General features: G+C 72.5%; 22 protein-coding genes. 8 read left to right on the forward strand and 14 right to left on the reverse strand.

Annotated features, from left to right (window positions below; translation table 11 throughout):
- Positions 1-348: 348 nt before the first annotated feature.
- From O7613_RS15995 to O7613_RS16005, 3 genes are all read right to left on the reverse strand, one after another.
- Positions 349-1266: a hypothetical protein gene (locus O7613_RS15995; RefSeq protein WP_282289187.1), complete on the reverse strand. Its 918-nt coding sequence runs from the start codon at positions 1264-1266 to the stop codon at positions 349-351.
- 13 nt (positions 1267-1279) lie between these two features.
- The gene (locus tag O7613_RS16000) at positions 1280-1612 is read right to left on the reverse strand and encodes a hypothetical protein (RefSeq protein WP_281587597.1); all 333 of its coding nucleotides are present in this window, start codon (positions 1610-1612) and stop codon (positions 1280-1282) included.
- A gap of 216 nt (positions 1613-1828) precedes the next feature.
- Positions 1829-2788: a heme o synthase gene (locus O7613_RS16005; protein ID WP_281587596.1), complete on the reverse strand. Its 960-nt coding sequence runs from the start codon at positions 2786-2788 to the stop codon at positions 1829-1831.
- A gap of 260 nt (positions 2789-3048) precedes the next feature.
- On the opposite strand from O7613_RS16005, the gene tkt reads away from it, so the two are divergent.
- The 6 genes from tkt (at position 3049) to pgl (ending at position 11464) form a co-directional block, all read left to right on the forward strand.
- A complete protein-coding gene (gene tkt / locus O7613_RS16010) occupies positions 3049-5187 on the forward strand; it encodes a transketolase (RefSeq protein WP_282289188.1) in 2139 nt (712 codons plus the stop codon).
- A 15-nt stretch (positions 5188-5202) separates the two neighbouring features.
- On the forward strand, positions 5203-6381 hold the full coding sequence (tal, locus tag O7613_RS16015; protein WP_281587594.1) for a transaldolase: 1179 nt from the start codon (positions 5203-5205) through the stop codon (positions 6379-6381).
- A gap of 64 nt (positions 6382-6445) precedes the next feature.
- Entirely contained in the window at positions 6446-8011 is a 1566-nt protein-coding gene (locus O7613_RS16020; protein ID WP_282289189.1) for a glucose-6-phosphate isomerase, read from the forward strand.
- A 50-nt stretch (positions 8012-8061) separates the two neighbouring features.
- Positions 8062-9576 carry a glucose-6-phosphate dehydrogenase gene (gene zwf / locus O7613_RS16025; RefSeq protein ID WP_281587592.1) on the forward strand — a complete coding sequence of 505 codons (1515 nt, stop codon included), beginning with the start codon at positions 8062-8064 and terminating at the stop codon, positions 9574-9576.
- 31 nt (positions 9577-9607) lie between these two features.
- Positions 9608-10624, forward strand: coding sequence for a glucose-6-phosphate dehydrogenase assembly protein OpcA (locus O7613_RS16030; protein WP_281587591.1), 1017 nt, complete (start codon positions 9608-9610; stop codon positions 10622-10624).
- 69 nt (positions 10625-10693) lie between these two features.
- A complete protein-coding gene (gene pgl, locus O7613_RS16035) occupies positions 10694-11464 on the forward strand; it encodes a 6-phosphogluconolactonase (protein WP_281587590.1) in 771 nt (256 codons plus the stop codon).
- Between the two features lie 73 nt (positions 11465-11537).
- Here pgl and O7613_RS16040 read toward each other — a convergent pair whose 3' ends face one another.
- The 11 genes from O7613_RS16040 to O7613_RS16090 form a co-directional block, all read right to left on the reverse strand.
- On the reverse strand, positions 11538-11882 hold the full coding sequence (locus O7613_RS16040; RefSeq protein ID WP_281587589.1) for an RNA polymerase-binding protein RbpA: 345 nt from the start codon (positions 11880-11882) through the stop codon (positions 11538-11540).
- 132 nt (positions 11883-12014) lie between these two features.
- A complete protein-coding gene (gene secG, locus O7613_RS16045) occupies positions 12015-12275 on the reverse strand; it encodes a preprotein translocase subunit SecG (RefSeq protein ID WP_181569394.1) in 261 nt (86 codons plus the stop codon).
- A 95-nt stretch (positions 12276-12370) separates the two neighbouring features.
- Positions 12371-13162, reverse strand: coding sequence for a triose-phosphate isomerase (gene tpiA / locus O7613_RS16050; RefSeq protein WP_281587588.1), 792 nt, complete (start codon positions 13160-13162; stop codon positions 12371-12373).
- Positions 13163-14362: a phosphoglycerate kinase gene (locus tag O7613_RS16055; RefSeq protein WP_281587587.1), complete on the reverse strand. Its 1200-nt coding sequence runs from the start codon at positions 14360-14362 to the stop codon at positions 13163-13165. It abuts the gene before it with no gap.
- Positions 14359-15363, reverse strand: a complete 1005-nt coding sequence (gene gap / locus O7613_RS16060) for a type I glyceraldehyde-3-phosphate dehydrogenase (RefSeq protein WP_281587586.1) — start codon at positions 15361-15363, stop codon at positions 14359-14361. Before gap ends, O7613_RS16055 begins: the two co-directional genes overlap by 4 nt.
- Before the next feature lie 263 nt (positions 15364-15626).
- Entirely contained in the window at positions 15627-16607 is a 981-nt protein-coding gene (whiA, locus tag O7613_RS16065) for a DNA-binding protein WhiA (RefSeq protein ID WP_018788213.1), read from the reverse strand.
- A gap of 55 nt (positions 16608-16662) precedes the next feature.
- Positions 16663-17667 carry a uridine diphosphate-N-acetylglucosamine-binding protein YvcK gene (gene yvcK / locus O7613_RS16070; protein WP_282289190.1) on the reverse strand — a complete coding sequence of 335 codons (1005 nt, stop codon included), beginning with the start codon at positions 17665-17667 and terminating at the stop codon, positions 16663-16665.
- Positions 17664-18572 carry an RNase adapter RapZ gene (gene rapZ, locus O7613_RS16075; RefSeq protein WP_282294551.1) on the reverse strand — a complete coding sequence of 303 codons (909 nt, stop codon included), beginning with the start codon at positions 18570-18572 and terminating at the stop codon, positions 17664-17666. Before rapZ ends, yvcK begins: the two co-directional genes overlap by 4 nt.
- A 332-nt stretch (positions 18573-18904) precedes the next feature.
- Entirely contained in the window at positions 18905-19804 is a 900-nt protein-coding gene (locus O7613_RS16080; protein WP_282289191.1) for a hypothetical protein, read from the reverse strand.
- Between the two features lie 163 nt (positions 19805-19967).
- Positions 19968-20162, reverse strand: coding sequence for a DUF397 domain-containing protein (locus O7613_RS16085; protein ID WP_282289192.1), 195 nt, complete (start codon positions 20160-20162; stop codon positions 19968-19970).
- A 24-nt stretch (positions 20163-20186) separates the two neighbouring features.
- Positions 20187-21041, reverse strand: coding sequence for a helix-turn-helix transcriptional regulator (locus tag O7613_RS16090; RefSeq protein ID WP_282289193.1), 855 nt, complete (start codon positions 21039-21041; stop codon positions 20187-20189).
- Between the two features lie 137 nt (positions 21042-21178).
- Between O7613_RS16090 and O7613_RS16095 the strand changes: the two genes are divergently transcribed.
- Both O7613_RS16095 and recQ read left to right on the forward strand, forming a co-directional pair.
- Positions 21179-21721 (forward strand): hypothetical protein, encoded by a 543-nt coding sequence (locus O7613_RS16095; protein WP_282289194.1) that lies wholly within the window; start codon positions 21179-21181, stop codon positions 21719-21721.
- Positions 21722-21752: 31 nt separating this feature from the next.
- On the forward strand, positions 21753-23594 hold the full coding sequence (gene recQ / locus O7613_RS16100) for a DNA helicase RecQ (protein ID WP_282289195.1): 1842 nt from the start codon (positions 21753-21755) through the stop codon (positions 23592-23594).
- Positions 23595-23975: the final 381 nt, after the last annotated feature.

Raw genomic sequence — 23975 nt, forward strand, 5'->3', positions numbered from 1 at the left:
TCCGACGACTCGGACAGCTCCGGCGGCTCGGACGGCTCCGGCGGCTCACTTGGCGGGCCGACGGCGGTGGCGAAGGCGCACGACCAGGCTGCCGTTGCTGACCGTGTGCGTGACGATCGGCACCCAGAGACGCGGTGGCGGTGCCGCAGCCAGGCGACACGCCTGCCGGCGAGCAGCGCGCACTGATGGCGCCGAAGACACCGCCCAGGCGGGCCACGGCGAAGGACGCCCACAGCACGATGGCGGCGACGGCCGACAACCGGGCTGCGAGCCCAGGCGGAACACGGCCCACGAACACGGCCCACGAACACGGCCCGCGACCACGGCCACCGCCGAGGCGGGGAGGGGTCAGGGACGGCGGGTCAGGTGGGCGAGCATCGCGTCGGCGAGGCGGTCCGGGGCGCCGTCGGCGTAGCCGACGAACAGGCTCGGCTCGGTCAGCTCCAGCTCGACCAGGACGGGCGAACCGTCCGGGCCCGGGATCAGGTCGACCCGGGCGTAGAGCAGCCGGTCGGCGCCGCCCGGCACGGCGGCCAGCACCTTCTCGGCGACGGCCCGCTGCTCGTCGGTGGCGGCGCGGGCGTCGATGCGCTCCTCCTTGTAGAGCGCGGCCCCGCCGAGGTCCGGGCCGGTCAGCATCGGCCCCTTGCGGATCGCGTGGCTGAACGCCAGGCCGGACGGGCCGGCCAGGTAGAGCAGCGCGGTCTCGCCGGCGGTGTCCACCGCGTCCAGGTAGGGCTGGACCATCGTCACCCGCCCGGCGTCACCGAGCCGCCGCACGTGCGCCGACGCCAGCTCACGGTGCTCCGGGTCGGCCAGGTCGTAGCGCCCGGTGTCCTGGCTGCCGGCGCTGACCGCCGGCTTGAGCACGTGCTCGCCGCCGGCGGGTGGCGTCCAACTCTCCCCCGGCCCGACCCACACGGTCGGCACGGTCGGCACGCCGGCGGCAGAGAGCGCGGCGAGGTAGCGCTTGTCGGTGTTCCAGGCGACCACGTCGGCCGGATTGGTCAGGGCCGGGACGGTGCGCGCCCAGGCGACGAACTCGTCCCGGCGCAGCGCATAGTCCCAGGGCGAGCGGAGGACGACGAGATCGTAGGCGGCCCAGTCCACGGTCGGGTCGTCCCAGACCGCGATGTCCGCGGTGACGCCGCGGGCGGCGAGCGGGCCCAGCACGAGACGGTCGTCCGGGTCGAGGGCGGGCAGGGCGGCGCAGGTGACGAGAGCGACCCGGGGTTTCCCCCGGGTCGACTGGTGGTGGTTGGTCATGCGGTTATGTGTGTCAGCGGGCCATCGTGCGCCGGGCCATCGACCGCCACAGGTCGTTGCTCGGACGCATCTGGTCCATCAGTTCACGCTCCCAAGCGTTTTCGACGTCGACCCCGGCCGTGGCGCAGGCCTGCCGCGCGACGTCGGTGTCGCCGGCGAACTGGTCGGCCCATGCCCCGTCGGAACCCACGAGGACGATTCGTGCACCGCGCTTGCCGACGTACTCGATGACCGCCTTTGCGCCACCGTGCCCTTCGGCGAACGACTTGATGCCCGCGACCAGGCCGTTGGAGGCCTGCTCAGGGGTCTGATCAGCCGTCAGCGTCGTATCGGAACCATCTGCCATGACGCGAAGCCTAAGCAGACTTCCACCCGGATGTGCGAGAACAGTGAACTGAATGTGATACCAATTACCCGTCGGTTTAAGCCGAACCACAGGCAATTAGCCTGGATTTATCCGTTAAGTCTGGGCGAAACGGGCGGCCAATATCGTCACACTCTGTCCCTTTGATCCCCCGGATGGTTTCCGAAAGAACTTCTGATGAACCGCGCGTGGGGCGGATCAGACCAGCGCGTCGAGGGCGACGGCGGCGAACAGGATGGTGAGGTAGGTGGTGGACCAGTGGAACAGCCGCATCGGTTTGACCGCCTCGCCACGGGCCGCGCGCCGGCACAGCTTGTGCGCCTCGACCACGAAGACACCGCCGACGACGAGCGCCGTCACCCCGTAGAGCGGGCTCATCCCGAGCGGCCAGACCGCCAGCGAGGAGAGCAGCGTCAGCCAGGAGAACGCGATGATCTCCGCGTTGACCCGCCGGACCGAGGCGACCACCGGCAGCATCGGGATGCCGGCCCGCGCGTAGTCGTCCTTGTATTTGATGGCCAGCGCGTAGAAGTGCGGCATCTGCCAGAAGAACACCACCGCGAACAGGCCCCACGCCGCCGGCGACAGCGAGCCGGTCACCGCGGCCCAGCCGATCAGCACCGGCGCGGCCCCGCAGACACCGCCCCAGAACGTGTTGGCGGCCGTGGTCCGCTTCAACCAGAGCGTGTAGACCAGGTCGTAGTAGGCGATCGCGGCGAGCGTCAGCCCGGCCGCCAGCCAGTTGGTGGTGGCCGCCATCAGCGCCACCGACACCACCGCCAGGACCAGCCCGAAGACGAGCGCGCTGCGGGGCGACACGGTGTGCGCGGGCAGTGGCCGGCGCTTGGTGCGCCGCATCAACTGGTCGATGTCGCGGTCGATGTAGCAGTTGAGCACGCTTGCCGCGCCGGCCGCGAGCGAGCCGCCGACAAGCACCACGGCCACCAGCCACAGCGACGGCATGCCACCGTCCGCGAGCATCATCGCCGGCACGGTGGTGACCAGCAGAAGCTCCACGATCCGCGGCTTGGTGAGCGCCACGTACGCGGCCACCACGGCCCGTACGTCCCGCCGGCCGGTCGCCGGCGCCGCCGTCACCGTGCCCACCGGCGGCGTCCCGGCAGGGTTGCTGACCGGGCGCTCGGTGATCATGCTCACGGATTGCCACCTTCCGGCGTCGGCAGGGGAGTTCGGCGGCCGGACCCGGGCCGGGTCCACACACCGCCCCACACCCTACGCGTCGTCGTTTTGGCTGCCCCGCGGACCCGGCAACGGTGCGGGCCGTCACACCGGTGGTTGAACGCCCGGCCGGGCGGGACACGTAGAAGTCAGCATGCCGAGATCCCCGGGCGGACGTTTAGCGTCGCTCGATAGGGTCATCAGTGAGGGTTCCGCCCATCTGCCGAGGAGCACACAACGTGGCTGCGAAACGTCCCGAGCTTCCCGCTCTCAACTGGTCCGACCTCGACCGCAGGGCCGTCGACACGGTCCGGGTGCTGGCCATGGACGCCGTGGAGAAATCCGGCAACGGCCACCCGGGTACGGCGATGAGCCTCGCCCCGGCGGCGTACCTGCTCTTCAACCGGGTCATGCGGCACAATCCGACCGACCCGAACTGGCCTGGTCGGGACCGGTTCGTGCTGTCCGCCGGGCACTCCAGCCTGACGCTCTACATCCAGCTCTTCCTCTCCGGCTACCCGCTGGCCCTGGACGACCTCAAGGCGCTGCGCCAGTGGGGCTCGCTCACCCCGGGCCACCCGGAGCACGGCCACACCCCGGGGGTGGAGACCACCACCGGCCCGCTCGGTCAGGGCCTGGGCAACGCGGTGGGCTTCGCCATGGCGGCGCGCCGCGAGCGGGGGCTGTTCGACCCCGAGCCGGACCGCGACGACTCGCCGTTCCGGCACGACATCTGGTGCATCGCCTCCGACGGTGACATCGAGGAGGGCATCACCCACGAGGTCAGCGCGCTCGCCGGCCACCAGCAGCTCGGCAACCTCTGCGTGATCTACGACGACAACGAGATCTCGATCGAGGACGACACCCGGATCGCCAAGAGCGAGGACGTGGCGGCCCGCTACGAGGCGTACGGCTGGCACGTGCAGACCGTCGACTGGCGCAGCGGCGACGCCGACCAGGGCGACTACCACGAGGACGTGGAGGCGCTCTACCAGGCGCTGCTGGCCGCCAAGGCGGAGACCGGCAAGCCGTCGTTCATCGCGCTGCGCACCATCATCGGCTGGCCCGCGCCGAACAAGCAGAACACCGGCAAGATCCACGGCTCCGCGCTCGGCGCGGACGAGGTCAAGGCCACCAAGGAGATCCTCGGCTTCGACCCGCAGCGCACCTTCGAGGTCGACGAGGAGGTGCTCAAGCACGCCCGCCAGGTGGTCGAGCGCGGCACGCAGGCGCAGGCCGAGTGGACCACCCGGTTCGACGCCTGGGCACAGGCCAACCCGGAGCGCAAGGCGCTGTGGGACCGGATGGCCACCCGTACCCTGCCGACCGGCTGGACCGACGCGCTGCCCACCTTCCCGGCGGACGCCAAGGGTGTCGCCACCCGGGCCGCCTCCGGCAAGGTCCTGGAGGCGCTCGCCCCGGTGCTGCCGGAGCTGTGGGGCGGCTCGGCCGACCTGGCCGAGAGCAACAACACCACCATGAAGGGCGAGCCGTCGTTCGTCCCGGCCGGGCACGCCACCAAGGACTTCCCGGGCGACGAGTACGGCCGCACGCTGCACTTCGGCATCCGCGAGCACGGCATGGGGTCGATCCTCAACGGCATCGCGCTGCACGGCGGCACCCGCCCCTACGGCGGCACGTTCCTCGTGTTCAGCGACTACATGCGCCCGTCGGTGCGGCTCGCCGCGCTGATGAAGCTGCCGGTGACCTACGTCTGGACGCACGACTCGATCGGCCTCGGCGAGGACGGCCCGACCCACCAGCCGATCGAGCACCTGAGCGCGCTGCGGGCCATCCCCGGCCTGGACGTGGTCCGCCCGGCCGACGCCAACGAGACGGCGTGGGCGTGGCGGCAGGCGCTGGAGCACACCGACCGGCCGACCGCGCTGGCGCTGAGCCGGCAGGCGCTGCCGACGGTGGACCGCAGCGAGTTCGGGTCGGCGGAGGGCACCGCCAGGGGCGGGTACGTGCTGGCCGAGGCGTCGAACGGCAAGCCGCAGGTGATCCTGGTCGGCACCGGTTCGGAGGTGCAGCTCTGCCTCACCGCCCGGGAGCGGCTGGAGGCCGACGGCACCCCCACCCGGGTGGTGTCCATGCCGTGCCAGGAATGGTTCTTCGCGCAGGACGAGGCGTACCGGGAGTCGGTCCTGCCGCGCGGGGTAAAGGCACGGGTGAGCGTGGAGGCGGGCATCGCGATGTCGTGGCGGGCGATCGTCGGCGACAGCGGCGAGTGCGTGAGCATCGAGCACTACGGCGCGAGCGCGCCCTACACCGTGCTCTTCGAGCAGTTCGGGTTCACCCCCGACCGGATCGTGGCCGCCGCGCACGCGGCGCTGACCCGGGTGGGCGACATCACCGGTTTCACGACCGGCAACTGAGGGGAGCGTGACGGCATGACGGACAGGCTGAGCGAGCTCCAGAGCGCCGGGGTGGCGATCTGGCTCGACGACCTTTCCCGGGTACGACTGACCTCGGGCGGGCTGGACAAGCTGCGCCGGGAGAGCCACGTGGCCGGGGTGACCACCAACCCGACGATCTTCGCCAAGGCGCTGAGCGACGCCGACGAGTACGACTGGCAACTCCGTGACCTCGCCACCCGCGACGTGGACGTCGAGGAGGCGGTGCGCATGCTCACCACGTACGACGTGCGGTGGGCGTGCGACGTGATGCGCCCCTCGTACGACGCCAGCGCCGGGGTGGACGGCCGGGTCTCGATCGAGGTGGACCCGCGGTCGGCGCACGACGCGGAGAAGACCGCCGCCGAGGCCAAGGCGCTGTGGTGGCTCGTGGACCGGCCGAACCTCTTCATCAAGATCCCGGCGACCGAGGAGGGCCTGCCGGCGATCACGAAGACCCTGGCCGAGGGGATCAGCGTGAACGTGACGCTGATCTTCGGGTTGGACCGCTACTCCCAGGTGATGGAGGCGTTCCTCGCCGGCCTGGAGCAGGCGCAGGCCAACGGGCACGACCTGTCCAAGATCGGCTCGGTCGCCTCGTTCTTCGTCTCCCGGGTCGACACCGAGGTGGACAAGCGGCTGGAGAAGATCGGCTCCGACCAGGCCAAGTCGCTGCGCGGCAAGGCCGCGGTGGCGAACGCCCGGCTGGCCTACGAGCGCTACGGCGAGGTGTTCTCCTCCGCCCGCTGGCAGAAGCTCGCCGACGCCGGCGCCCACCCGCAGCGCCCGCTGTGGGCCTCCACGTCGACGAAGAACCCCGACTACCGGGACGTGATCTACGTCGAGGAGCTGATCGCCCCGGGCACGGTCAACACCATGCCGGAGCCGGTCGTCCACGCCTACGCCGACCATGGCGAGACCCAGGCCGACACGATCACCGGCGGGTACGACGACGCGCGGAAGGTCTTCGCGGACCTGGAGTCCGTCGGCGTGGACCTGGCCGACGTGATCGCCACCCTGGAGCGGGAGGGCGTGGAGAAGTTCGCGGCGAGCTGGCTGGAGCTGCTGGAGGGGGTCAAGAAGTCCCTCGCCGAGGCGGCCAAGGGCGTCGACCGCCCGCACCAGGCCGCCGGGGGGAACGCGCAGAACGCCCAGCAGGCCGGCGGGAACGCGTGACCGACGGCGTCCGACACGTCCCGGGGCGCTGCCCCGGGACGTGTTCCGCCGTACCGTGGAACCGATGAGGAACGACCTGGTGGCCGGTCCGGCGGACGTCGCCGCCGGCCTGGCCGTGCGCGGCGCGGACGCGGTGGACCGGTCCGCGCTCGTCGCCCACGACGTCCCCGCGCGCCTGGCCGCCCAGGACCCGACCCTGTGGGGGCCCGGGGCCGAGCCGGCGGCGCGCACCCGGCTGGGCTGGCTGGACACCCACTGCCGCAGCCGGGAGCTGCTCCCCCAGCTCGCCGAACTAACCGCCGAGCTGGGCGACCTGGACCACGTGGTGCTGGCCGGCGACCGGGACGCCACGCTTGCCGCCGAGGTGATCGCCGAATGCCTGGGCCGGCCGTTGACCGTGCTCGACACGGCCGATCCCGGTCCGGTCCGGGCGGCGCTGGCCGACCGTCCGGCGCGCACCGTGCTGGTGCTCGCCGGCCGTGACCTGGACCGCACCACCGACGCCCACCTGCGGGCCTACCGGCAGGTGTGGCGCGACGCAGGGCCGGAGGCCGCCCGGCACGTCGTGGTGGTCACCCGGCCCGGCTCGGCGCTGGAGGCGCTCGCCGACGAATGGGGCGCGGTGGTGCTTCCGGCCGATCCGGAGGTGGACGGGCACTGGGCCGCGCTCACCGCGTTCGGGCTGGTCCCGGCGGCGCTCGCCGGCGCCCCGGTCACCGAGCTGTTGGACGAGGCGGCGGCGCTCGCCGGCGCGCTGGACCGGGGCCGGGACAACCCCGGTCTGGCGCTCGGCGCGGCCCTGGGCGCGGCACCCGGCGGCGGCCGGGCCACCGTGGCGCTGGTGCCCGACGGCACCGGCCTCGACGGCCTGCGCCACTGGGCCGCCGCGCTGCTCGCCACGGCGACCGGCGGGCGGATCCTGCCGGTCGCGACGGAGTCCCCGGACGCGCCCGGCGCCACCGGCCCGGACGTCCTGACGGTGAGCCTCGGCGGCGCGCTCGGCCCGGGCACGGCACCCGGCCCGGCCGCCGACGTGGCGGTCAACGGCCCGCTCGGCGCGCAGTTCCTCACCTGGCAGTACGCCGCCGCGACCGCCGCGGCGGCGCTGCGGGTCGACCCGTTCGCGGTGCCCGCCGGCGTCGCGGGCGACCACGAGTCGGCGCCGCCGGGCCGGTCGCCCTCGTCGGTCGAGGGCGCGATCGAGGTGTACGCCCCGGCGGGCGCCCCCGCCGACCTGGCCGGCGCGCTGCGCTGGCTCACCGACGGGCTGGGCCCCGAGGAGCATCTCGCGGTGACCGCGTGGCTCGACCGGCGGGCCGACGCGGCGGTGGCCGGGCTGCGCCCGGTGCTGGCCCGGCTGACCGGGCGGCCGGTGACCTTCGGGTGGGGCCCCCGTCACCCGGCCCACACCGACGGGCGCGCCCGGCACCTCCAGATCACCGGTGCGGTAACCGATGATCTCCCGGTGCCCGGCCGTCCGTACACCTTCGCGGAGCTACAGGCGGCCCAGGCCGCCGACGACCGGCGGGCCCTGGCCCGCCGGGGGCGACCGGTGCTGCGACTGCACCTGACCGAGCGGGCGACCGGGGTCGCCCAGCTGCTGGACACGGCCGGACGGAAACGTACGTGACGATCAACGACCTGGAATCGGTGGACCGAGACGCAGGAGGAGGTGGCCCGGTGAATCCGCTGCGTGACCCCCAGGACCGGCGGCTGCCGCGTATCCCTGAGCCGTGTGCGCTGGTGATCTTCGGGGTCACCGGCGACCTGGCCCGGAAGAAACTGTTGCCGGCGGTCTACGACCTGGCGAACCGGGGGCTGCTGCCGCCCGGCTTCGCCGTGCTGGGCTTCGCCCGCCGCGACTGGGGCGACGGCGACTTCGAGTCGCTGGCCCACGACGCGGCCAAGAAGCACGCCCGCACCCCGTGGCGCGAGGAGGTCTGGGCCCGGCTGGTCGGCAACATCAAGTTCGTCGGCGGCTCGTTCGACGACGACGACGCCTTCGACCGTCTCGCCACCACGCTCGACGAGCTGCGCGACTCGCACGGCATCGCCGGCAACGCCGCGTTCTACTTCTCCATCCCCCCGGCCGCCTTCCCGGTGGTGCTCAAGCAGCTCGCCCGCACCGGCATGGCGGACAACGAGAAGTCCGGCGGCTGGCGGCGGGTGGTCGTGGAGAAGCCGTTCGGCAACGACCTACCCTCGGCCAAGGCGCTCAACGACCTCGTCGACGACGTCTTCACCCGTCAGGACGTCTTCCGGATCGACCACTACCTGGGCAAGGAGACGGTCCAGAACATCCTGGCCCTGCGGTTCGCCAACAACCTGTTCGAGCCGCTGTGGAACTCCCAGTACGTCGACTCGGTGCAGATCACCATGGCCGAGGACGTCGGCATCGGCACCCGGGCCGCGTTCTACGACTCGGTCGGCACCGCCCGGGACGTGCTCCAGAACCATCTGCTCCAGCTCCTCGCCCTGGTCGCGATGGAAGAGCCGACAAGCTTCGACGCCGACGAGATCCGGACCGAGAAGCTGAAGGTGCTCAAGGCCATCGCCGTGCCGCGGGACATCACCGCGGACACCGTGCGCGGGCAGTATCTGCCCGGCTGGGTGGGCGGCGAGCGCGCCAAGGGCTACCGGGAGGAGGACGACGTCCCGGAGGACTCCACCACCGAGACGTACGTGGCGGTGAAACTGGCCATCCAGAACCGGCGCTGGGCCGGGGTGCCGTTCTACATCCGGGCCGGCAAGCGGCTGCCCCGGCGGGTCACCGAGGTGGCCATCATGTTCAAGAAGGCGCCGCACCTGCCGTTCGACCCGGCCGACATGGAATCCCTCGGCGCCAACCAACTCGTCATCCGGGTGCAGCCGGACGAGGGCGTGGTGCTGAAGTTCGGTTCCAAGGTGCCGGGCACCACGATGGAGGTCCGCGACATCGCGATGGACTTCCAGTACGGCGAGGCGTTCACCGAGTCCAGCCCGGAGGCGTACGAGCGGCTGGTCCTGGACGTGCTGGTCGGCGACCGGACGCTGTTCCCGGACGCCGCCGAGGTCGAGCAGAGCTGGCAGGTCGTCGACCCGCTGGAGCACGCCTGGGCGGGCACGACGCCGGAGCCGTACCGGGCCGGCGAGTGGGGCCCCCGGGCCGCCGACGAGATGCTGGCCCGCGAGGGCCGGGCCTGGCGGAGAGCGTGACCGAGCAGAGCGAGCGGACCGGGAGGTTCCAGTGATCGGGTTGTGGGACACCACGGGCAACGAGGTGGTCAAGGCGCTGGCCGCCGAGCGACGCAGCGCCGGCGGGGTGGCCAGCGGCATGGCGCTCAGCCTGATCGTGGTGGTGGACGAGAAGCGGGTCCGGGAGGCGGAGGCGGCGGCCACCATCGCCGCCGCCGCGCACCCCTGCCGGCTCCTGGTGGTGGTCCGCTCGGACGTCGAGCGGGACCGCAACCGGCTGGACGCCGAGATCGTCGTGGGTGGCCGGCTCGGCCCGTGCGAGGCGGTGGTCACCCGGATGTACGGCCGGCTCGCGCTGCACGCCGAGTCCGTGGTGCTGCCGCTGCTGGTGCCGGACGTGCCGGTGGTGACCTGGTGGCACGACGAGCCGCCGCACGAGATCGCCACCGACTTCCTCGGCGTGGTGGCCGACCGCCGGATCACCGACTCGGCGCAGGCCGCCGACCCGATCGCCGCGCTGCGGCAGCGGGCGCAGGACTACGCGCCGGGTGACACCGACCTGGCCTGGACCCGGATCACCCCGTGGCGCACGCTCGTCGCCGGGGCGTTCGACACCACCCAGGCCCGGGTCACCGAGGCGACGGTGGTGGCGCCGCGCACCGACCCGACCGCGGCGCTGATGCGCGGGTGGCTGACCGCGCGGCTCGGCATCGAGCCGGCCTGGGAGCACACCGACGAGTTCCCGCGGATGCGCGAGGTGCAGCTACGCTGCGCCAACGGCGACGAGCTGACGCTGACCCGGGACGACAGCATCGCGAACTTCCGGCGTACCGGGCAGGAGGACCGGACGCTGCCGCTGGTCCGCCGGCCGCTCGGCGACGAACTGGCCGAGGAGCTGCGCCGGCTCGACGCCGACCAGGTGTACGCCGAGGCCCTCGGCGCGACGGTCGGGCTGACCGGGTTGGACCAGCGTCCGGCCCAGCGGGTGCACGTGTGGAAGGATCCGGCGACCGCCCGACGGGCCGAGGCCGGGGTGACCGCGCACGCGGGCGCGACCGCCAACGAGTGACCGTCCGGAGCGGGCGGCGACAGGCACCGAGGACCGCCGCGGGGTGGTCGGAACGTGAGGGCACGACGGATGAGTGAAGCGAGTGTCGCCGTACACGCCGACCCTGACCTGCTGGCGCAGGCGGTGGCGGCCCGACTGGTGGTGAAGCTGCTCGACGCGCAGGCCGAGCGCGGTCAGGCGTCGGTGGTGCTGACCGGCGGGCGGATCGCCGCGGCGGTCTACCGGGCGGTCGGCGAGCTGCCCGCCCGGGACGCCGTCGACTGGTCCCGGGTGGACGTCTGGTGGGGCGACGAGCGGTTCCTGCCGGCCGGTGACCCGGATCGCAACGAGACCCAGGCGCGGGCGGCGCTACTGGACGCGCTGCCGCTGGACCCGGCCCGGGTGCACCAGATGCCGGCGTCGGACGGTCCGGCCGGTGACGACCCGGAGGCGGCTGCCGCCGGGTACGCGCGGGAGTTGGCCGCCGCCGCCCGCCCGGGGCACGCCGCCCTCCCCCACTTCGACGTGCTGATGCTCGGCGTCGGTGAGGACGGGCACGTGGCGTCGGTGTTCCCGGAGCACCCGGTGCACCACGACAACCGTCCGGTCAGCGCGGTGCGGGGCAGCCCGAAGCCGCCGCCGGTGCGGACCACGCTGACCCTGCCGACGATCAACACGGCGGAGGAGGTGTGGCTGATCGCCGCCGGGGCGGACAAGGCCCGGGCGGTGGGCATGGCGCTGGCCGGTGCGGGGCCGGTGCAGTTGCCGGCGGCCGGCGTGCACGGCGTCTCCCGTACCCTCTGGCTGTTGGACCGCGCCGCGGCGGCTGATGTCCCGCCGCGCTCGCGCAGCTTGAGGTGATAAGGAGGGGCCCCCTGTTAACGCCTGCGGTATAGGCGGGGCCCCTTCTTAACACCGCTGGGCGCGGGACGCCTCAGGCGCGGCCCCGGCGGCGACGTAGCGCCGCGAGGGCCTCCGCCAGCAGCGCCTCCCCCTCCTCGGGGGTACGCCGCTCCTGCACGTATGCCAGGTGGGTCTTGTAGGGCTCGGCGCGCGTGCGGCCCGGCGGGTTGCCCGGGTCGGGGCCGGCGGGCTCACCGCAGCGGGGGCAGTCCCACGACGCCGGGGTCTCCGCCTCGGCGGCGATCAGGAACTCGACCCGGTGCTCGTGGCGGCACCAGTAGACGACCGGTCGGCGCGGGGCCGGCTCGGAGCGCTGGTCGAAGCGCTCGGGGGCGGACCCGATCCGGGTGCCGCGGATGACGTTGTTGCTGGGCACGGTTGCGCGCTCCCTGTCGTCGGAGGGGGACCGCCGCCGGAAGGGGTCGGCGACGGGCGACGGGCGGAGAAACAGAACTGCGCGCGGTCCGTGACGGACCGCGCGCAGATTGTACGCTTCTTCGGCGCTCGCTCAGGTGCCGCTGCTCATCTGGAGCCGGAGCCACAGCCCGAGCCCGACGATGCACGCGAACCAGACGATGCCCACCAGAACGGTGTAGCGGTCGAGGTTCTTCTCGGCCACCGACGAACCGGCCAGGCTGGAGCTGACGCCGCCGCCGAACATGCTCGACAACCCGCCGCCCTTACCGCGGTGCAGGAGGATCAGCAGGACGAGCAGCACGCTGGTGATGACCAGCAAGGTGATCATCGTGTAGGCGAACCAGATCGGCATGGCGGGGGTCAGTCCTCTCGTTACGATCACTGCCCGGACCTGTCGGGCACGGTGGCACCGACCGGTGGACGGGCAGCGTCAAGAATAGCGAGCGATCAGCGGCCCGTGTGCTCCGGGAACCGACAGATCTGTGCGAACTCCTCCGCGTCGAGGCTCGCGCCCCCCACCAGCGCCCCGTCCACGTCCGGCTGGGCCATGATCGAGGCGACGTTCGACGCCTTGACCGACCCGCCGTAGAGGATCCGGACCTGCCCGGCGGTGGCCTCGTCGTAGGTTTCCACGAGCCGCTTGCGCACCTCGCCGCAGACCTCCTGCGCGTCCTCCGGCGTGGCCGTCTTGCCGGTGCCGATCGCCCAGACCGGCTCGTACGCGACGACGACCTTGGTGACCTGCTCGGCGGTGAGCCCCTTCAGCGCGCCGTCGAGCTGGTCGCAGCAGTGCGGAACGTGCTTGAGCTGCTCCCGGATCTCCAGGCCCTCGCCGATGCAGAGGATCGGGGTGAGCCCGTTCGCCAGCGCCGCCGCCACCTTCGCGTTGACCAGCGCGTCGTCCTCGTAGTGGTACTGCCGCCGCTCGGAGTGGCCGACCGCCACGTAGGTGCAGCCGAGCTTCGCCAGCATCGACCCGGCGATGTCGCCGGTGTAGGCACCGGACGGGAACGGCGACAGGTCCTGCGCGCCGTAGCCGATCAGCAGCTTGTCGCCGTCCACCGCGGTCTGCACGGTACGCAGGTCGGTGAAGGGCGGCAGCACCACGCACTCGACGTCGGTGAGCTGCTTCTCGGTCAGGCTCGCGGCCAGCTTCTGCATCAGCAGGTTGGCTTCGAGGTGGTTCAAATTCATCTTCCAGTTGCCGGCCATCAGCGGCCGGCGGGTCGTGCTCGCCATTCAGTTCTCCAGAGCCGCGATGCCGGGGAGGGTCTTGCCCTCCAGGTATTCCAGGGAGGCGCCGCCGCCGGTGGAGATGTGCCCGAACGAGGACTCGTCCAGGCCCAGCGCGCGCACCGCCGCAGCGGAGTCACCGCCGCCCACCACGCTGAACGCGTCGGCCTTGGTGATCGCCTCGGCCACCCCGCGGGTGCCGTTCGCGAACGCCGGCATCTCGAACACGCCCATCGGGCCGTTCCAGAAGACGGTCTTCGCCTGGGACAGCACGGCGGCGAAGGCGGCCACCGTCTCCGGGCCGATGTCCAGGCCCAGCCGGTGGCTGGGGATGCCGTCGGCGGGGACGGTGTCGTGCGCGGCGTCCGGGGCGAACGCGTCCGCGGCCACCACGTCGACCGGGAGCATGATCTTGCCCGGCGCGCGTTCCATCAGGTTGCGGCAGGTCTCGACCATCTCCTCCTCCAACAGCGAGGTGCCCACCTCGTGGCCCTGGGCCTTGAGGAAGGTGAAGCACATCCCGCCGCCGATGAGCAGCCGGTCGACCGTGGGCAGCAGCGCCTCGATCACGGCCAGCTTGTCGGAGACCTTCGAGCCGCCCAGCACCACCACGTACGGCCGCTCCGGGTCGCCGGTGAGCCGGCTGAGCACCTCGACCTCACGCAGCACCAGCCGACCGGCGACGTGCGGCAGCCGCGCCGGCACGTCGTGCACGCTCGCGTGCTTGCGGTGCACCGCGCCGAAGGCGTCGTCGACGTACGCGTCGCCGAGCGCGGCGAGCTGATCGGCGAACGTGCCCCGCTCGGCCTCGTCCTTGCTCGTCTCGCCCTTGTTGAACCGCAGGTTCTCCAGCAGCGCGACCTGACCGTCGGCCAGCCCGGCCACGGTCGACTGCGCCGAATCGCCGACGGTGTCCTCGGCGAAGGCCACCGGGGCGTCGAGCAGCTCGCCGAGCCGCCCGGCGACCGGGCGGAGGCTGAACTGCGGGTCCGGCGCGCCCTTCGGGCGGCCCAGGTGTGAGCAGACGACCACCTTCGCGCCCGCCTGCACCAGCGCGCCGAGCGTCGGCAGCACCGCGCGGATGCGCCCGTCGTCCGTGATGGCACCGGTCTGCTTGTCGAGCGGGACGTTCAGGTCGGCGCGCACCAGCACGCGCCGACCCGAGACCCCCTCGGCGAGCAGGTCGTCGAGGTTACGGATCGTCACAGCGACGAACCCACCAGCTTGACCAGGTCCACCAGGCGGTTGGAGTAGCCCCACTCGTTGTCGTACCAGCCGACGACCTTGACCTGGTTGCCGATCACCTTGGTCAGCGGCGCGTCGAAGATGCACGACGCCGGGTCGGTGACGATGTCGGCGGAGACGATCGGGTCCTCGTTGTAGACCAGGATGCCCTTGAGCGGGCCGTCCGCGGCGGCCTTCAGCGCGGCGTTGACCTCGTCCACGGTGGTCTCCCGGCCGACCTCGACGGTCAGGTCGGTGGCCGAGCCGGTCGGGATCGGCACCCGCAGCGCGTACCCGTCGAGCTTGCCCTTGAGGTCCGGCAGGACCAGGCCGATCGCCTTCGCGGCGCCGGTCGAGGTCGGCACGATGTTGAGCGCGGCGGCGCGGGCCCGGCGCAGGTCCTTGTGCGGCGCGTCCTGCAGGTTCTGGTCCTGCGTGTACGCGTGGATGGTGGTCATCAGACCCTTGGTGATGCCGAACGTGTCGTGCAGCACCTTGGCCATCGGGGCGAGGCAGTTGGTGGTGCAGGAGGCGTTCGAGATGATGTTGTGCGTGGCCGGGTCGTACTGGTCCTGGTTGACGCCCATGACCACGGTGACGTCCTCGTTCTTCGCCGGCGCGGAGATGATGACCTTCTTGGCCCCGCCGTCGATGTGCGCCTTCGCCTTGCCGCCGTCGGTGAAGAACCCGGTGGACTCGATGACCACGTCGGCGCCGACCTCGCCCCAGGGCAGCTTCGCCGGGTCCTTCTCGGCGAACGCCTTGAAGGTCTTGCCGCCCACGGTGATCTCGTCGGCGGTGGCCTTCACCTCGTGCGGGAGGCGGCCCAGGATGCTGTCGTACTTGACGAGGTGAGCGAGCGTCGCGTTGTCGGTCAGGTCGTTGACGGCGACGACCTCGATGTCAGCGCCGGACGCCAGCACTGCCCGGAAGAAGTTACGGCCGATCCGGCCGAAGCCGTTGATGCCAACCCGGATGGTCACAGGTCCCATCTCCTCGCGTTCTGGTCCGCCGGCGTCAGACCACGGCCGGCGAAGGTGTGTGCGCCGACCGTTCGAGCCGGCCGTTGACGGTTCATCTCGGCCACCCCGCCGCGGTCTCTGGGGACCTGACCGCCCGAGGCGGTGATGACGGCGAGAGTGCCTGTGCCGGCCCCCTTGCCGTACGCAGCGACCCTATCCGAGCGCGCGGCGGCCCGCTCGGGCGGGTGGTGGTCCCGCTCGGGCGACGTCGCCCCACCGTCCTATCAGACCACGAGCATGTCCGGCGTGACTGCCGCTTCGGTATCCGGGATGCCCAGGTCGCGGGCTCTTTTGTCGGCGAGCGCGAGCAGCCGGCGGATCCGGCCGGCGATGGCGTCCTTGGTCAGCGGCGGCTCGGCGAGCGCACCCAGCTCCTCCAGGGACGCCTGGCGGTGCTCCAGCCGCAGCCGACCGGCCGAGGTCAGGTGGTTGGGCGCGTCGTCGGCGAGGATCTCCAGCGCCCGGGTGACCCGGGCGGCGGCGGCCACCGCGGCCCGCGCCGAGCGGCGCAGGTTGGCGTCGTCGAAGTTGGCCAACCGGTTGGCGGTCGCGCGCACCTCCCGGCGTACCCGCCGCTCCTCCCAGGCCAGCACGCTCGAGTGCGCGCCGATGCGGGTGAGCAACGCGGCGATCGCGTCACCGTCCTTGACCACGACCCGGTCCACGCCGCGCACCTCGCGGTTCTTGGCGGTGATGCCGATGCGGCGGGCGGCGCCGACGAGCGCGAGCGCCGACTCCGGCCCCGGGCAGGTGATCTCCAACGCGCTGGAGCGGCCCGGCTCGGTCAGCGAGCCGTGCGCCATGAACGCGCCCCGCCAGGCGGAGACCGCGCAGCAGACGTTGGCGGCCACCACGTGCGGCGGCAGGCCCCGCACCGGGCGGCCCCGCACGTCCAGCAGGCCGGTCTGCCGGGCGAGCGCCTCGCCGTCCTTGACCACCCGCACGATGAAGTGACTGCCCTTGCGCAGGCCGCCCGAGGCGAGCACGTGGATCTCACTCGGGTAGCCGTAGACCTCGGCGATCTCCCGCCGCAGCCGGCGGGCCACCGCGCCGGTGTCCAGCTCCGCCTCGACCACCACCCGCCCCGACACGATGTGCAGGCCGCCGGCGAACCGCAGCAGGGCGGCCATCTCCGCCCGGCGACAGCAGGGCTTGGGCACGTCGACCCGACTCAGCTCGTCCTTGACCGCAGCCGTCATCGCCATTCCAACGCCCCCTCACGGACCGGTACCGGCGTGTCGCCGGTGATTACGTACGTGTCTAACGATCGGCGCCCAGGACAGGCACCAGTGCGGCGCCCAGGGCGGCCGGATCATGACGGGGCGTGCCGTCGGTGACGGCGACGGGAGCGAGGACCAGCCGGGCACCAAGCGATTCTGCCGCACGTTCGACCGCCACGGGATCACCCACCGCCGTGGAGTCGGCGAGCACCATGTCCACTTTCAGCTCGGGCAGATAGCGCCGCAGGGTGTCCAGATGGTCGGGCAGGGACAACCCGGACGTCTCCTTCTCGGCCACCAGGTTCAACGTCACCAGCCGCCGCGCCGCACTGGACACGATCGCGTCGGCCAGGCCGGGCACCAGCAGGTGCGGCAGCACGCTCGTGTACCAGCTGCCCGGCCCGAAGACCAGCCAGTCGGCGGCGCGTACCGCGTCCACCGCCTCGGCGCACGCGGCCGGCGCGGCCGGGGCCAGCCGCAGCGACTCGACCGTGCCCGACGTGACCGCCACCTGGTGCTGGCCGCGCACCGTGGACACCTCGTCCGGGTGGGCCGGGTCGGCGCCCCGGACCCGCGCCTCGATGCCCACCGGCTGCCGCGACATCGGCAGCACCCGACCGACCGCGCCGAGCATCGCCCCGGCGTGGTCGAGCGCGGCCACCGGATCGCCGAGCAGCTCCATCAGCCCGTGCAGCAGCAGGTTGCCGACCGCGTGGCCGGCGAGCGGGTCACCCACCCCGGCCGCCGCCGGCGCGCCGAGCGCCGGCGCGGGCGTCGCGACCGCGGCGAAGCGGTGCTGGAACAACGCCGCGCTGCGCCGCGTCGCCGGATGGTCACCGGAGAGCGCCACGAGCGCCTGCCGCAGGTCACCCGGGGGCAGCCCGCCGCGCTCGGCCCGCAACCGGCCGCTGGAGCCGCCGTCGTCACCGACCGTGACCACCGCGGTGATGTCCAGATCCAGTCCGGGTACGCAGTGCCGCAGCGCCCGCAGGGACGCCGAGAGCCCGTGGCCGCCACCGAACGCGACCACCCTGCTCGGGGTCACTCCCGCCCCAGGTCCCGGTGCTGCGCGTGGGCGGCGATGCCGGAGGCGCGCAGCCGGGCGGCCAACTCCTCGGCGATCGCCACGCTGCGGTGCTTGCCGCCGGTGCAGCCGACCGCCACCGTCAGGTAGCGCTTGCCCTCCCGCTCGAACCCGGCGGTGGTGGCGTTGACCAGGTCGGCGTAGCCGGCGACGAACCCGTCCGCGCCCTCCTGGCCCAGCACGTACGCGCTCACCGCCTCCTCCCGGCCGGTGTGCTCGCGCAGCTCCGGCACCCAGTAGGGATTCGGCAGGAACCGGGCGTCCATCACGAAGTCGGCGTCCGGCGGGAGGCCGTACTTGAAGCCGAACGACAGCACGGTGATCCGCAGCCGGCGGGCGTCCTCCCCGCCGAACAGCTCCTCGACCCGGCGGCGCAGCTGGTTGACGTTCAGGTGGCTGGTGTCGATGATCACGTCGGCCTGGTCGCGGGCCTCCTCCAGCAACGCCCGCTCGACCGCAATCCCGTCGGCCAGCCGCCCGTCGCCCTGCAACGGGTGCGACCGGCGCACGCTCTCGAACCGGCGGATCAACACCTCGTCGTCGGCGTCGACGAAGACCACCCGCGGGGAGAAGCCGCGCTCGCGCAGCTCCCGGATCGCGCCGGCCAGGTCGGTGGAGAAGGCCCGCGACCGCACGTCCAGCACCATCGCGGTACGCCGGGCCGCGCCGCCGGCCTTGGACGCCAGCTCGGCCATGTCCAGCAGGAGCGCCTGGGGCAGGTTGTCGACCACGTAGTAGCCGACGTTCTCCAACGCCCGGGCCACCGTGCTGCGCCCACCGCCGGAGAGGCCGGTCACCACCACCAGTGACGTCTCCGCCTCGGCCGGCGCCGGCCGCCCCACAGCGGTCTCCGCGCCGGTCGGCACCAGCTCGTCCACCGTTCGCGCCTCGCTCACCCGTTACCCCCAGCCTGGCGCCGCGGCCGGTCCGGCCGCGCATGGTCAGTCGCCGACTCTAACGGCTGCGCCCCCGCCCGGGATTCCACGGGGTGACCACCGGAACAGCGGCTCGTCCGTTTTCCCGCCCGCCGTCCGACCCGTCCCTCCCCCTCCCGCCCGGTCTTCGCGCCCCGCGCCCCGCGCTGTTTCACGGAAAGAGTGGCTATAGCTGCCGGGATAACCACAGTTTCCGTGAAACAGGGGGCGGGTGGGGCGGGGAGAGGGCGGGATCGGGGTGGGCGGGTGGACCTGGTCGGCGGTCAGGGTCGACGGAGGAGCGCCTTGACCCGTTGGCGACCGAGCACGGCGAGGTAATCCCATGGCTCGTCGAGACAGGAGTCGATCTCGCACGCGGCGATGATCTCGGCAAGTCGGGCCGCCAGGTCGTCGGGATCCGGCTGCACCTGCTCGCAGAGGCGGACGTGGGCCGCCCGTAGCGCGTCGCCGATCTCGGCCGGCTCCTCGTCGTACGTCTCCCAAGCGTCGTACAGGTAGCCGGAGATGCCGTCCCACGCGCGAGCGGCCCGCTCCACGAGCAACAGCGTCTCGTCGGTCGGCGGCCGCTGGGCGAGCACCTCCACCTCTTCGACGATCGCCCGCCCGGCCTTCTCCACGTCGTGCAGATCCCAGCCGGAGCCGCTGGTCGCCTCATGGGCCAGATTGTCGATCGTGCGACGAACCTGGGCCAACTCACCCGCGGTGAGCACCGCGAGCTGGCCGGCCTGCGCCCGCAGCCTCCCCTCCAGGACCCGGTCCGTGGCCGCCCACTCGGCAGCCAGCATGGCCAGTCGCCGCGCCGGGATGCGCCGCGCGAGTTCGGCCAGCTGAGCGACCTTGGGGTCGACCGCCACCGCCGACGGCGGGGTGGCCGCCGAGGACCAGGCGAGCCCGTCGTCCAGGGCAGCAAGCGTAAGGGCCACCGCGTGCGCGCACAGCCCGGCCCCGGCCGCGCAGTCACACTCGGCGGTGAAGCCGCCGGGTGTGACTCCGACCCAGACCTCGATCGGCGGCTCCCCGGCCGCCCGGATGACGCCTGACGCTCCCCCGCCGACCGGCACGACTTCCGCCGGCTGGCCCGCTGACCGCAGCTCGTCCGCCCCGGCGCAGGCCGCCGAACCGGCCGCGTCCCGGAGTACGTCGATGTCGATGCTTACCGCCATCGGGTCATTCAAGCCGATGCGGGTGATGCCGCCGGCATCAGGGCGACGGACCAACCTGCACGGTCCGGCCCCGCCGCAGGTCGTGGCCGGCGGCGAGCTGTCAGACACACCGCATGTCGCCGACAAGGACGACCAGGCGTGCCGGTTGGGGAGCCGCGAGCTGTCAGCAGCGCCGCAGGTCGGCGACGAAGGACGACCAGGCGTGCCGGGTGAAGAGGAGGGTAGGCCCGTCCGGGTCCTTGGAGTCGCGCACTGCCAGCGCGTCGGAAAGCCCGGCCACCTCGACGCAGTTCGAATCGTTCGCACCGCTTCGGCTGCTCTTGCGCCAGCCAACCGGCGCCGAATCTGAGGGGGGCATCGGCAGCGCTCCACGAGGTCGGAGTCAGTCCGGAACCTCGGCGGCAGCCCGGCTGAGGAGGTCTGCGGACCGGTCGGGATCCAGCGCCTTGGCCCGGAGGTGGTCGAACATGAGTCTATAGCGGGCAACCTGTCGGCTCTCCTCAAGCAGCAGCGTGCTGGTGTCGTTGCTGAGGTAGACCACGGTCGGGTCGAGCACCGGATCGTCGTAGCTCAGCAGGGTGAAGGCTCCGCCCATCGCGGCGTGCGCTCCGGCGTTGAACGGCAGGACCTGGATCTCCACCGTGGGCATCTCGCACGCCTCGACCAGGCGCGCGAGCTGGGCGCGCATCACCGCCGGGCCGCCGACCACGCGCCGGAGCACCGCCTCGTCCAGCACCACCCACAGCGACGGTGGCAGGTCACGGGAGAGCAGCGCCTTGCGCGCCAGCCTCGCCGCCACCACCCGGTCCGCCTCGTCCTGGTCGGCGGTGCTGCGACCGGCACGGACGATGGCGCGGACGTACTCCTCGGTCTGCAACAGGCCGGGCACGTACAGGCTCTCGAACGTGCTGATCGAGGTGGCCTCCGCCTCGAAGCCGACGTAGTTGTCCGGCAGCACGTCGCCGTACGCGCTCCACCAGCCCTTCAGCCGGGACTGGCGGAGCAGCGCGGTCAGTGACTCCCGCTCGGACTCGGTGGCCTCGTAGAGGTCGAGCAGCGGCGGCATGTCCTTCGGCATCACCCGCGAGTGCCCCTGCTCCAGGCGAATGATCTTGGTCCGGTGCCAGCCGAGGATCTTGGCCACCTCCTCGGCGGTGCGCCCGGTGCGGTCCCGCAGCCGGCGCAACTCCCGTCGCAGTCGACGGGCCCTGATCGTCGGACTTGGCACCTGCGCCATCGCGGCTCACCTCCACGCGGAGTAGTCGATTCTTCTCCAACCGCAGTCGAATATCAAGCATGCATTGCGACGTTGCAATTTTTGCCGCCCTGGGCGACACTGCTGACAACCGTCCACCTACGGAGAGGCATGGGCCGGTGACTGACGATCGATCGCTGCGGCGCGGGCGACCCGCGTCCGACTTCCACCGGGACCTGACCGCCATGCTCGACGGGGCCGACGTGTCCGAGCGGGTCCGCGCCGCCATCGCCCACGCGCTGTCCACGGCGGAACCGCTCTCGGCGTACCCCGACGCTCTGATCAACCGCGGGCCGGCGGAGCGCGAGCGGCGGGCGGGCCGCAACCGGGCGCCCGCCGGCGCCTACCGGATGCCGCGCCGTTGGACGCTGCACCTGACCTACCTGGCGGCCGACGCGCAGGAGGCCCGCGACCAAGCCGTCGTCTACACCGAGGGGCTGACCATCCTGCGCCCCGAACTGGCCGCGAGCGCCGCGCTGCTGTCCCGGGCCGACGCCTGGAACCACATCGAGCCGGTCTTCTGCGGCCGGGTCGGGCCCGACGGCGAGGTCTGCGCGGACGCCACCGGCCACCCCGGTTTCCACCACGCGGCCGGCATCGACGGGCTGCGGTGGGGCGACGGCGACGGCGACGGCGACGGGACGACGGGGCTTCTTCCGTAACGCTGTCGGGGGACGCTCGTAGACTGCGCGGATGGTCTCCCCCACCGATCAGCGGACCGACGACGCGCTTGGCGTATTGCGCCGGGTCTTCGGCTACGACGCCTTCCGCGGTGTCCAGCAGGACATCATCGAACACGTGGTGGCCGGCGGCGACGCGCTCGTGCTCATGCCCACCGGTGGCGGCAAGTCGCTCTGCTACCAGATCCCGGCGCTGGTCCGCGACGGCGTGGCGGTGGTCGTCTCTCCGCTGATCGCGCTAATGCAGGACCAGGTCGACGCGCTCACCGCGGTCGGCGTCCGGGCCGGCTTCCTCAACTCGACGCAGGACCCGGCGCAGCGCCGCCAGGTCGAGGCGGCCTACCTCGCCGGCGAGCTGGACCTGCTCTACCTGGCCCCGGAAGGGCTGGCGGTGCGGTCCACCCTCGGCCTGCTGGAACGCGGCCGGATCGGCCTGTTCGCGATCGACGAGGCGCACTGCGTCTCGCAGTGGGGGCACGACTTCCGCCCCGACTACCTCAACCTGTCGATGCTGCACGAGCGCTGGCCGCAGGTGCCACGGATCGCGCTGACCGCCACCGCGACCCGGGCCACCCGCACCGAGATCGCCACCCGCCTGCAACTCACCGAGGCCCGGCACTTCGTGGCCAGCTTCGACCGGCCCAACATCCAATACCGGATCGTGCCGAAGCGGGAGCCGCGCCGGCAGTTGCTGAGCCTGCTGCGCGACGAGCACCCGGGCGACGCCGGCATCGTCTACTGCCTGTCCCGGGCCTCGGTGGAGAAGACCGCCGACTTCCTGGTCGCCAACGGCATCCCGGCGCTGCCCTACCACGCCGGCCTCGACGCGCGCACCCGCGCCACCAACCAGCAGCGCTTCCTGCGGGAGGACGGGCTGGTCATGGTGGCCACCATCGCGTTCGGCATGGGCATCGACAAGCCCGACGTACGCTTCGTCGCCCACCTCGACCTGCCCAAGTCGGTGGAGGGTTACTACCAGGAGACCGGCCGCGCCGGGCGCGACGGGCTGCCGTCCACGGCCTGGCTGGCGTACGGGCTCCAGGACGTCGTGCAGCAACGCAAGATGATCGAGACGTCCGAAGGCGACCTGGCGCACCGGCGCAACCTCGCCGCCCACCTCGACGCGATGCTGGCGCTCTGCGAGACGGTCCGCTGCCGCCGCGCCCAACTGCTCGACTACTTCGGCGAGACCGGGGCGCCCAACTGCGGCAACTGCGACACCTGCCTCGACCCGCCGGAGTCCTGGGACGGCACGGTGGCGGCGCAGAAACTGCTCTCCACCGTCTACCGGCTCGACCGGGAACGCCACCAACGCTTCGGCGCCGGGCACAGCATCGACATCCTGCTCGGCAAGCACACCGACAAGATCGACCAGCACGGCCACGACGCGTTGAGCACGTTCGGCATCGGCACCGACCTGCGCGACACCGAGTGGCGCGGCGTGGTGCGGCAACTGCTCGCCGAGGGCCTGCTCGCGGTTGAGGGCGACTACGGCACGCTGGCGCTCACCGAGGCCAGCGCCGACGTGCTCGGCCGGCGACGCACGGTCACGCTGCGCAAGGAGCCGGAGCGTCCACTGTCCGGCCGGGCCGCGAAGCCCCGCGGCGCGGCGACGGTCGTCGCCGATCTCGCCCCCGCCGCCGCCGGTGTCTTCGAGCGGCTCCGCGCCTGGCGGGCCGCCACCGCCAAGGAGCAGGGCGTCCCCGCGTACGTCATCTTCCACGACGCGACGCTGCGCCAGATCGCGGCCGAACCGCCGGCTTCGCTGGCCGAGCTGTCCCGGTTCAGCGGCGTGGGCGAGAACAAGCTCGCCAAGTACGGCGAGGCCATCCTCGCCGTCCTCGCCGAGGGGTGACGAAGGGCCGGTCCCGTTCTCGGGCCGCCCCTCGTCGCTTGTGTCGTCAGGAGGTGCGGTCGCGAACCGCCGCTGCTCTGCACCCATCCGTGCACTGCGCACGCACCGTCACCGAACCGGTCTCGCACCCGCGACGGCTGCACATGCGTCTGAGCAGTTCAACCGGCTGATGCGGATAAGGCTGCAGAGCAAAGGCACACCTGGCAGCCTCCTCCCGCCCCGCCGGGGCCTTCACGCTCAGCAACCACGCAATCCGCCCGCGGGTCAATGTGGTGAGGAATGGCCTCTCCGGAGACGTTTTCGCACCACGATCTCTAGCGTCCCGAGAAGTGGAAAGGATCCCGGAGGGCGAGACTCTTGCTTGATCGACTCCAGCTCGCC

The organism is Micromonospora sp. WMMD975 (assembly GCF_029581215.1).
Classification (GTDB): domain Bacteria; phylum Actinomycetota; class Actinomycetes; order Mycobacteriales; family Micromonosporaceae; genus Micromonospora.

What these genes read in the sequence shown, in the direction of transcription:
- tal (WP_281587594.1), top strand. Translation starts at nt 5,203, where the DNA reads ATGACGGACAGGCTGAGCGAGCTCCAGAGCGCCGGGGTGGCGATCTGG.
- tpiA (WP_281587588.1), bottom strand. Translation starts at nt 13,162, where the DNA reads ATGGCGAGCACGACCCGCCGGCCGCTGATGGCCGGCAACTGGAAGATG.
- O7613_RS16090 (WP_282289193.1), bottom strand. Translation starts at nt 21,041, where the DNA reads ATGGCGCAGGTGCCAAGTCCGACGATCAGGGCCCGTCGACTGCGACGG.
- O7613_RS16000 (WP_281587597.1), bottom strand. Translation starts at nt 1,612, where the DNA reads ATGGCAGATGGTTCCGATACGACGCTGACGGCTGATCAGACCCCTGAG.
- recQ (WP_282289195.1), top strand. Translation starts at nt 21,753, where the DNA reads ATGGTCTCCCCCACCGATCAGCGGACCGACGACGCGCTTGGCGTATTG.
- whiA (WP_018788213.1), bottom strand. Translation starts at nt 16,607, where the DNA reads ATGGCGATGACGGCTGCGGTCAAGGACGAGCTGAGTCGGGTCGACGTG.
- O7613_RS16085 (WP_282289192.1), bottom strand. Translation starts at nt 20,162, where the DNA reads ATGCCCCCCTCAGATTCGGCGCCGGTTGGCTGGCGCAAGAGCAGCCGA.
- secG (WP_181569394.1), bottom strand. Translation starts at nt 12,275, where the DNA reads ATGCCGATCTGGTTCGCCTACACGATGATCACCTTGCTGGTCATCACC.
- pgl (WP_281587590.1), top strand. Translation starts at nt 10,694, where the DNA reads ATGAGTGAAGCGAGTGTCGCCGTACACGCCGACCCTGACCTGCTGGCG.
- O7613_RS15995 (WP_282289187.1), bottom strand. Translation starts at nt 1,266, where the DNA reads ATGACCAACCACCACCAGTCGACCCGGGGGAAACCCCGGGTCGCTCTC.
- O7613_RS16020 (WP_282289189.1), top strand. Translation starts at nt 6,446, where the DNA reads ATGAGGAACGACCTGGTGGCCGGTCCGGCGGACGTCGCCGCCGGCCTG.
- O7613_RS16080 (WP_282289191.1), bottom strand. Translation starts at nt 19,804, where the DNA reads ATGGCGGTAAGCATCGACATCGACGTACTCCGGGACGCGGCCGGTTCG.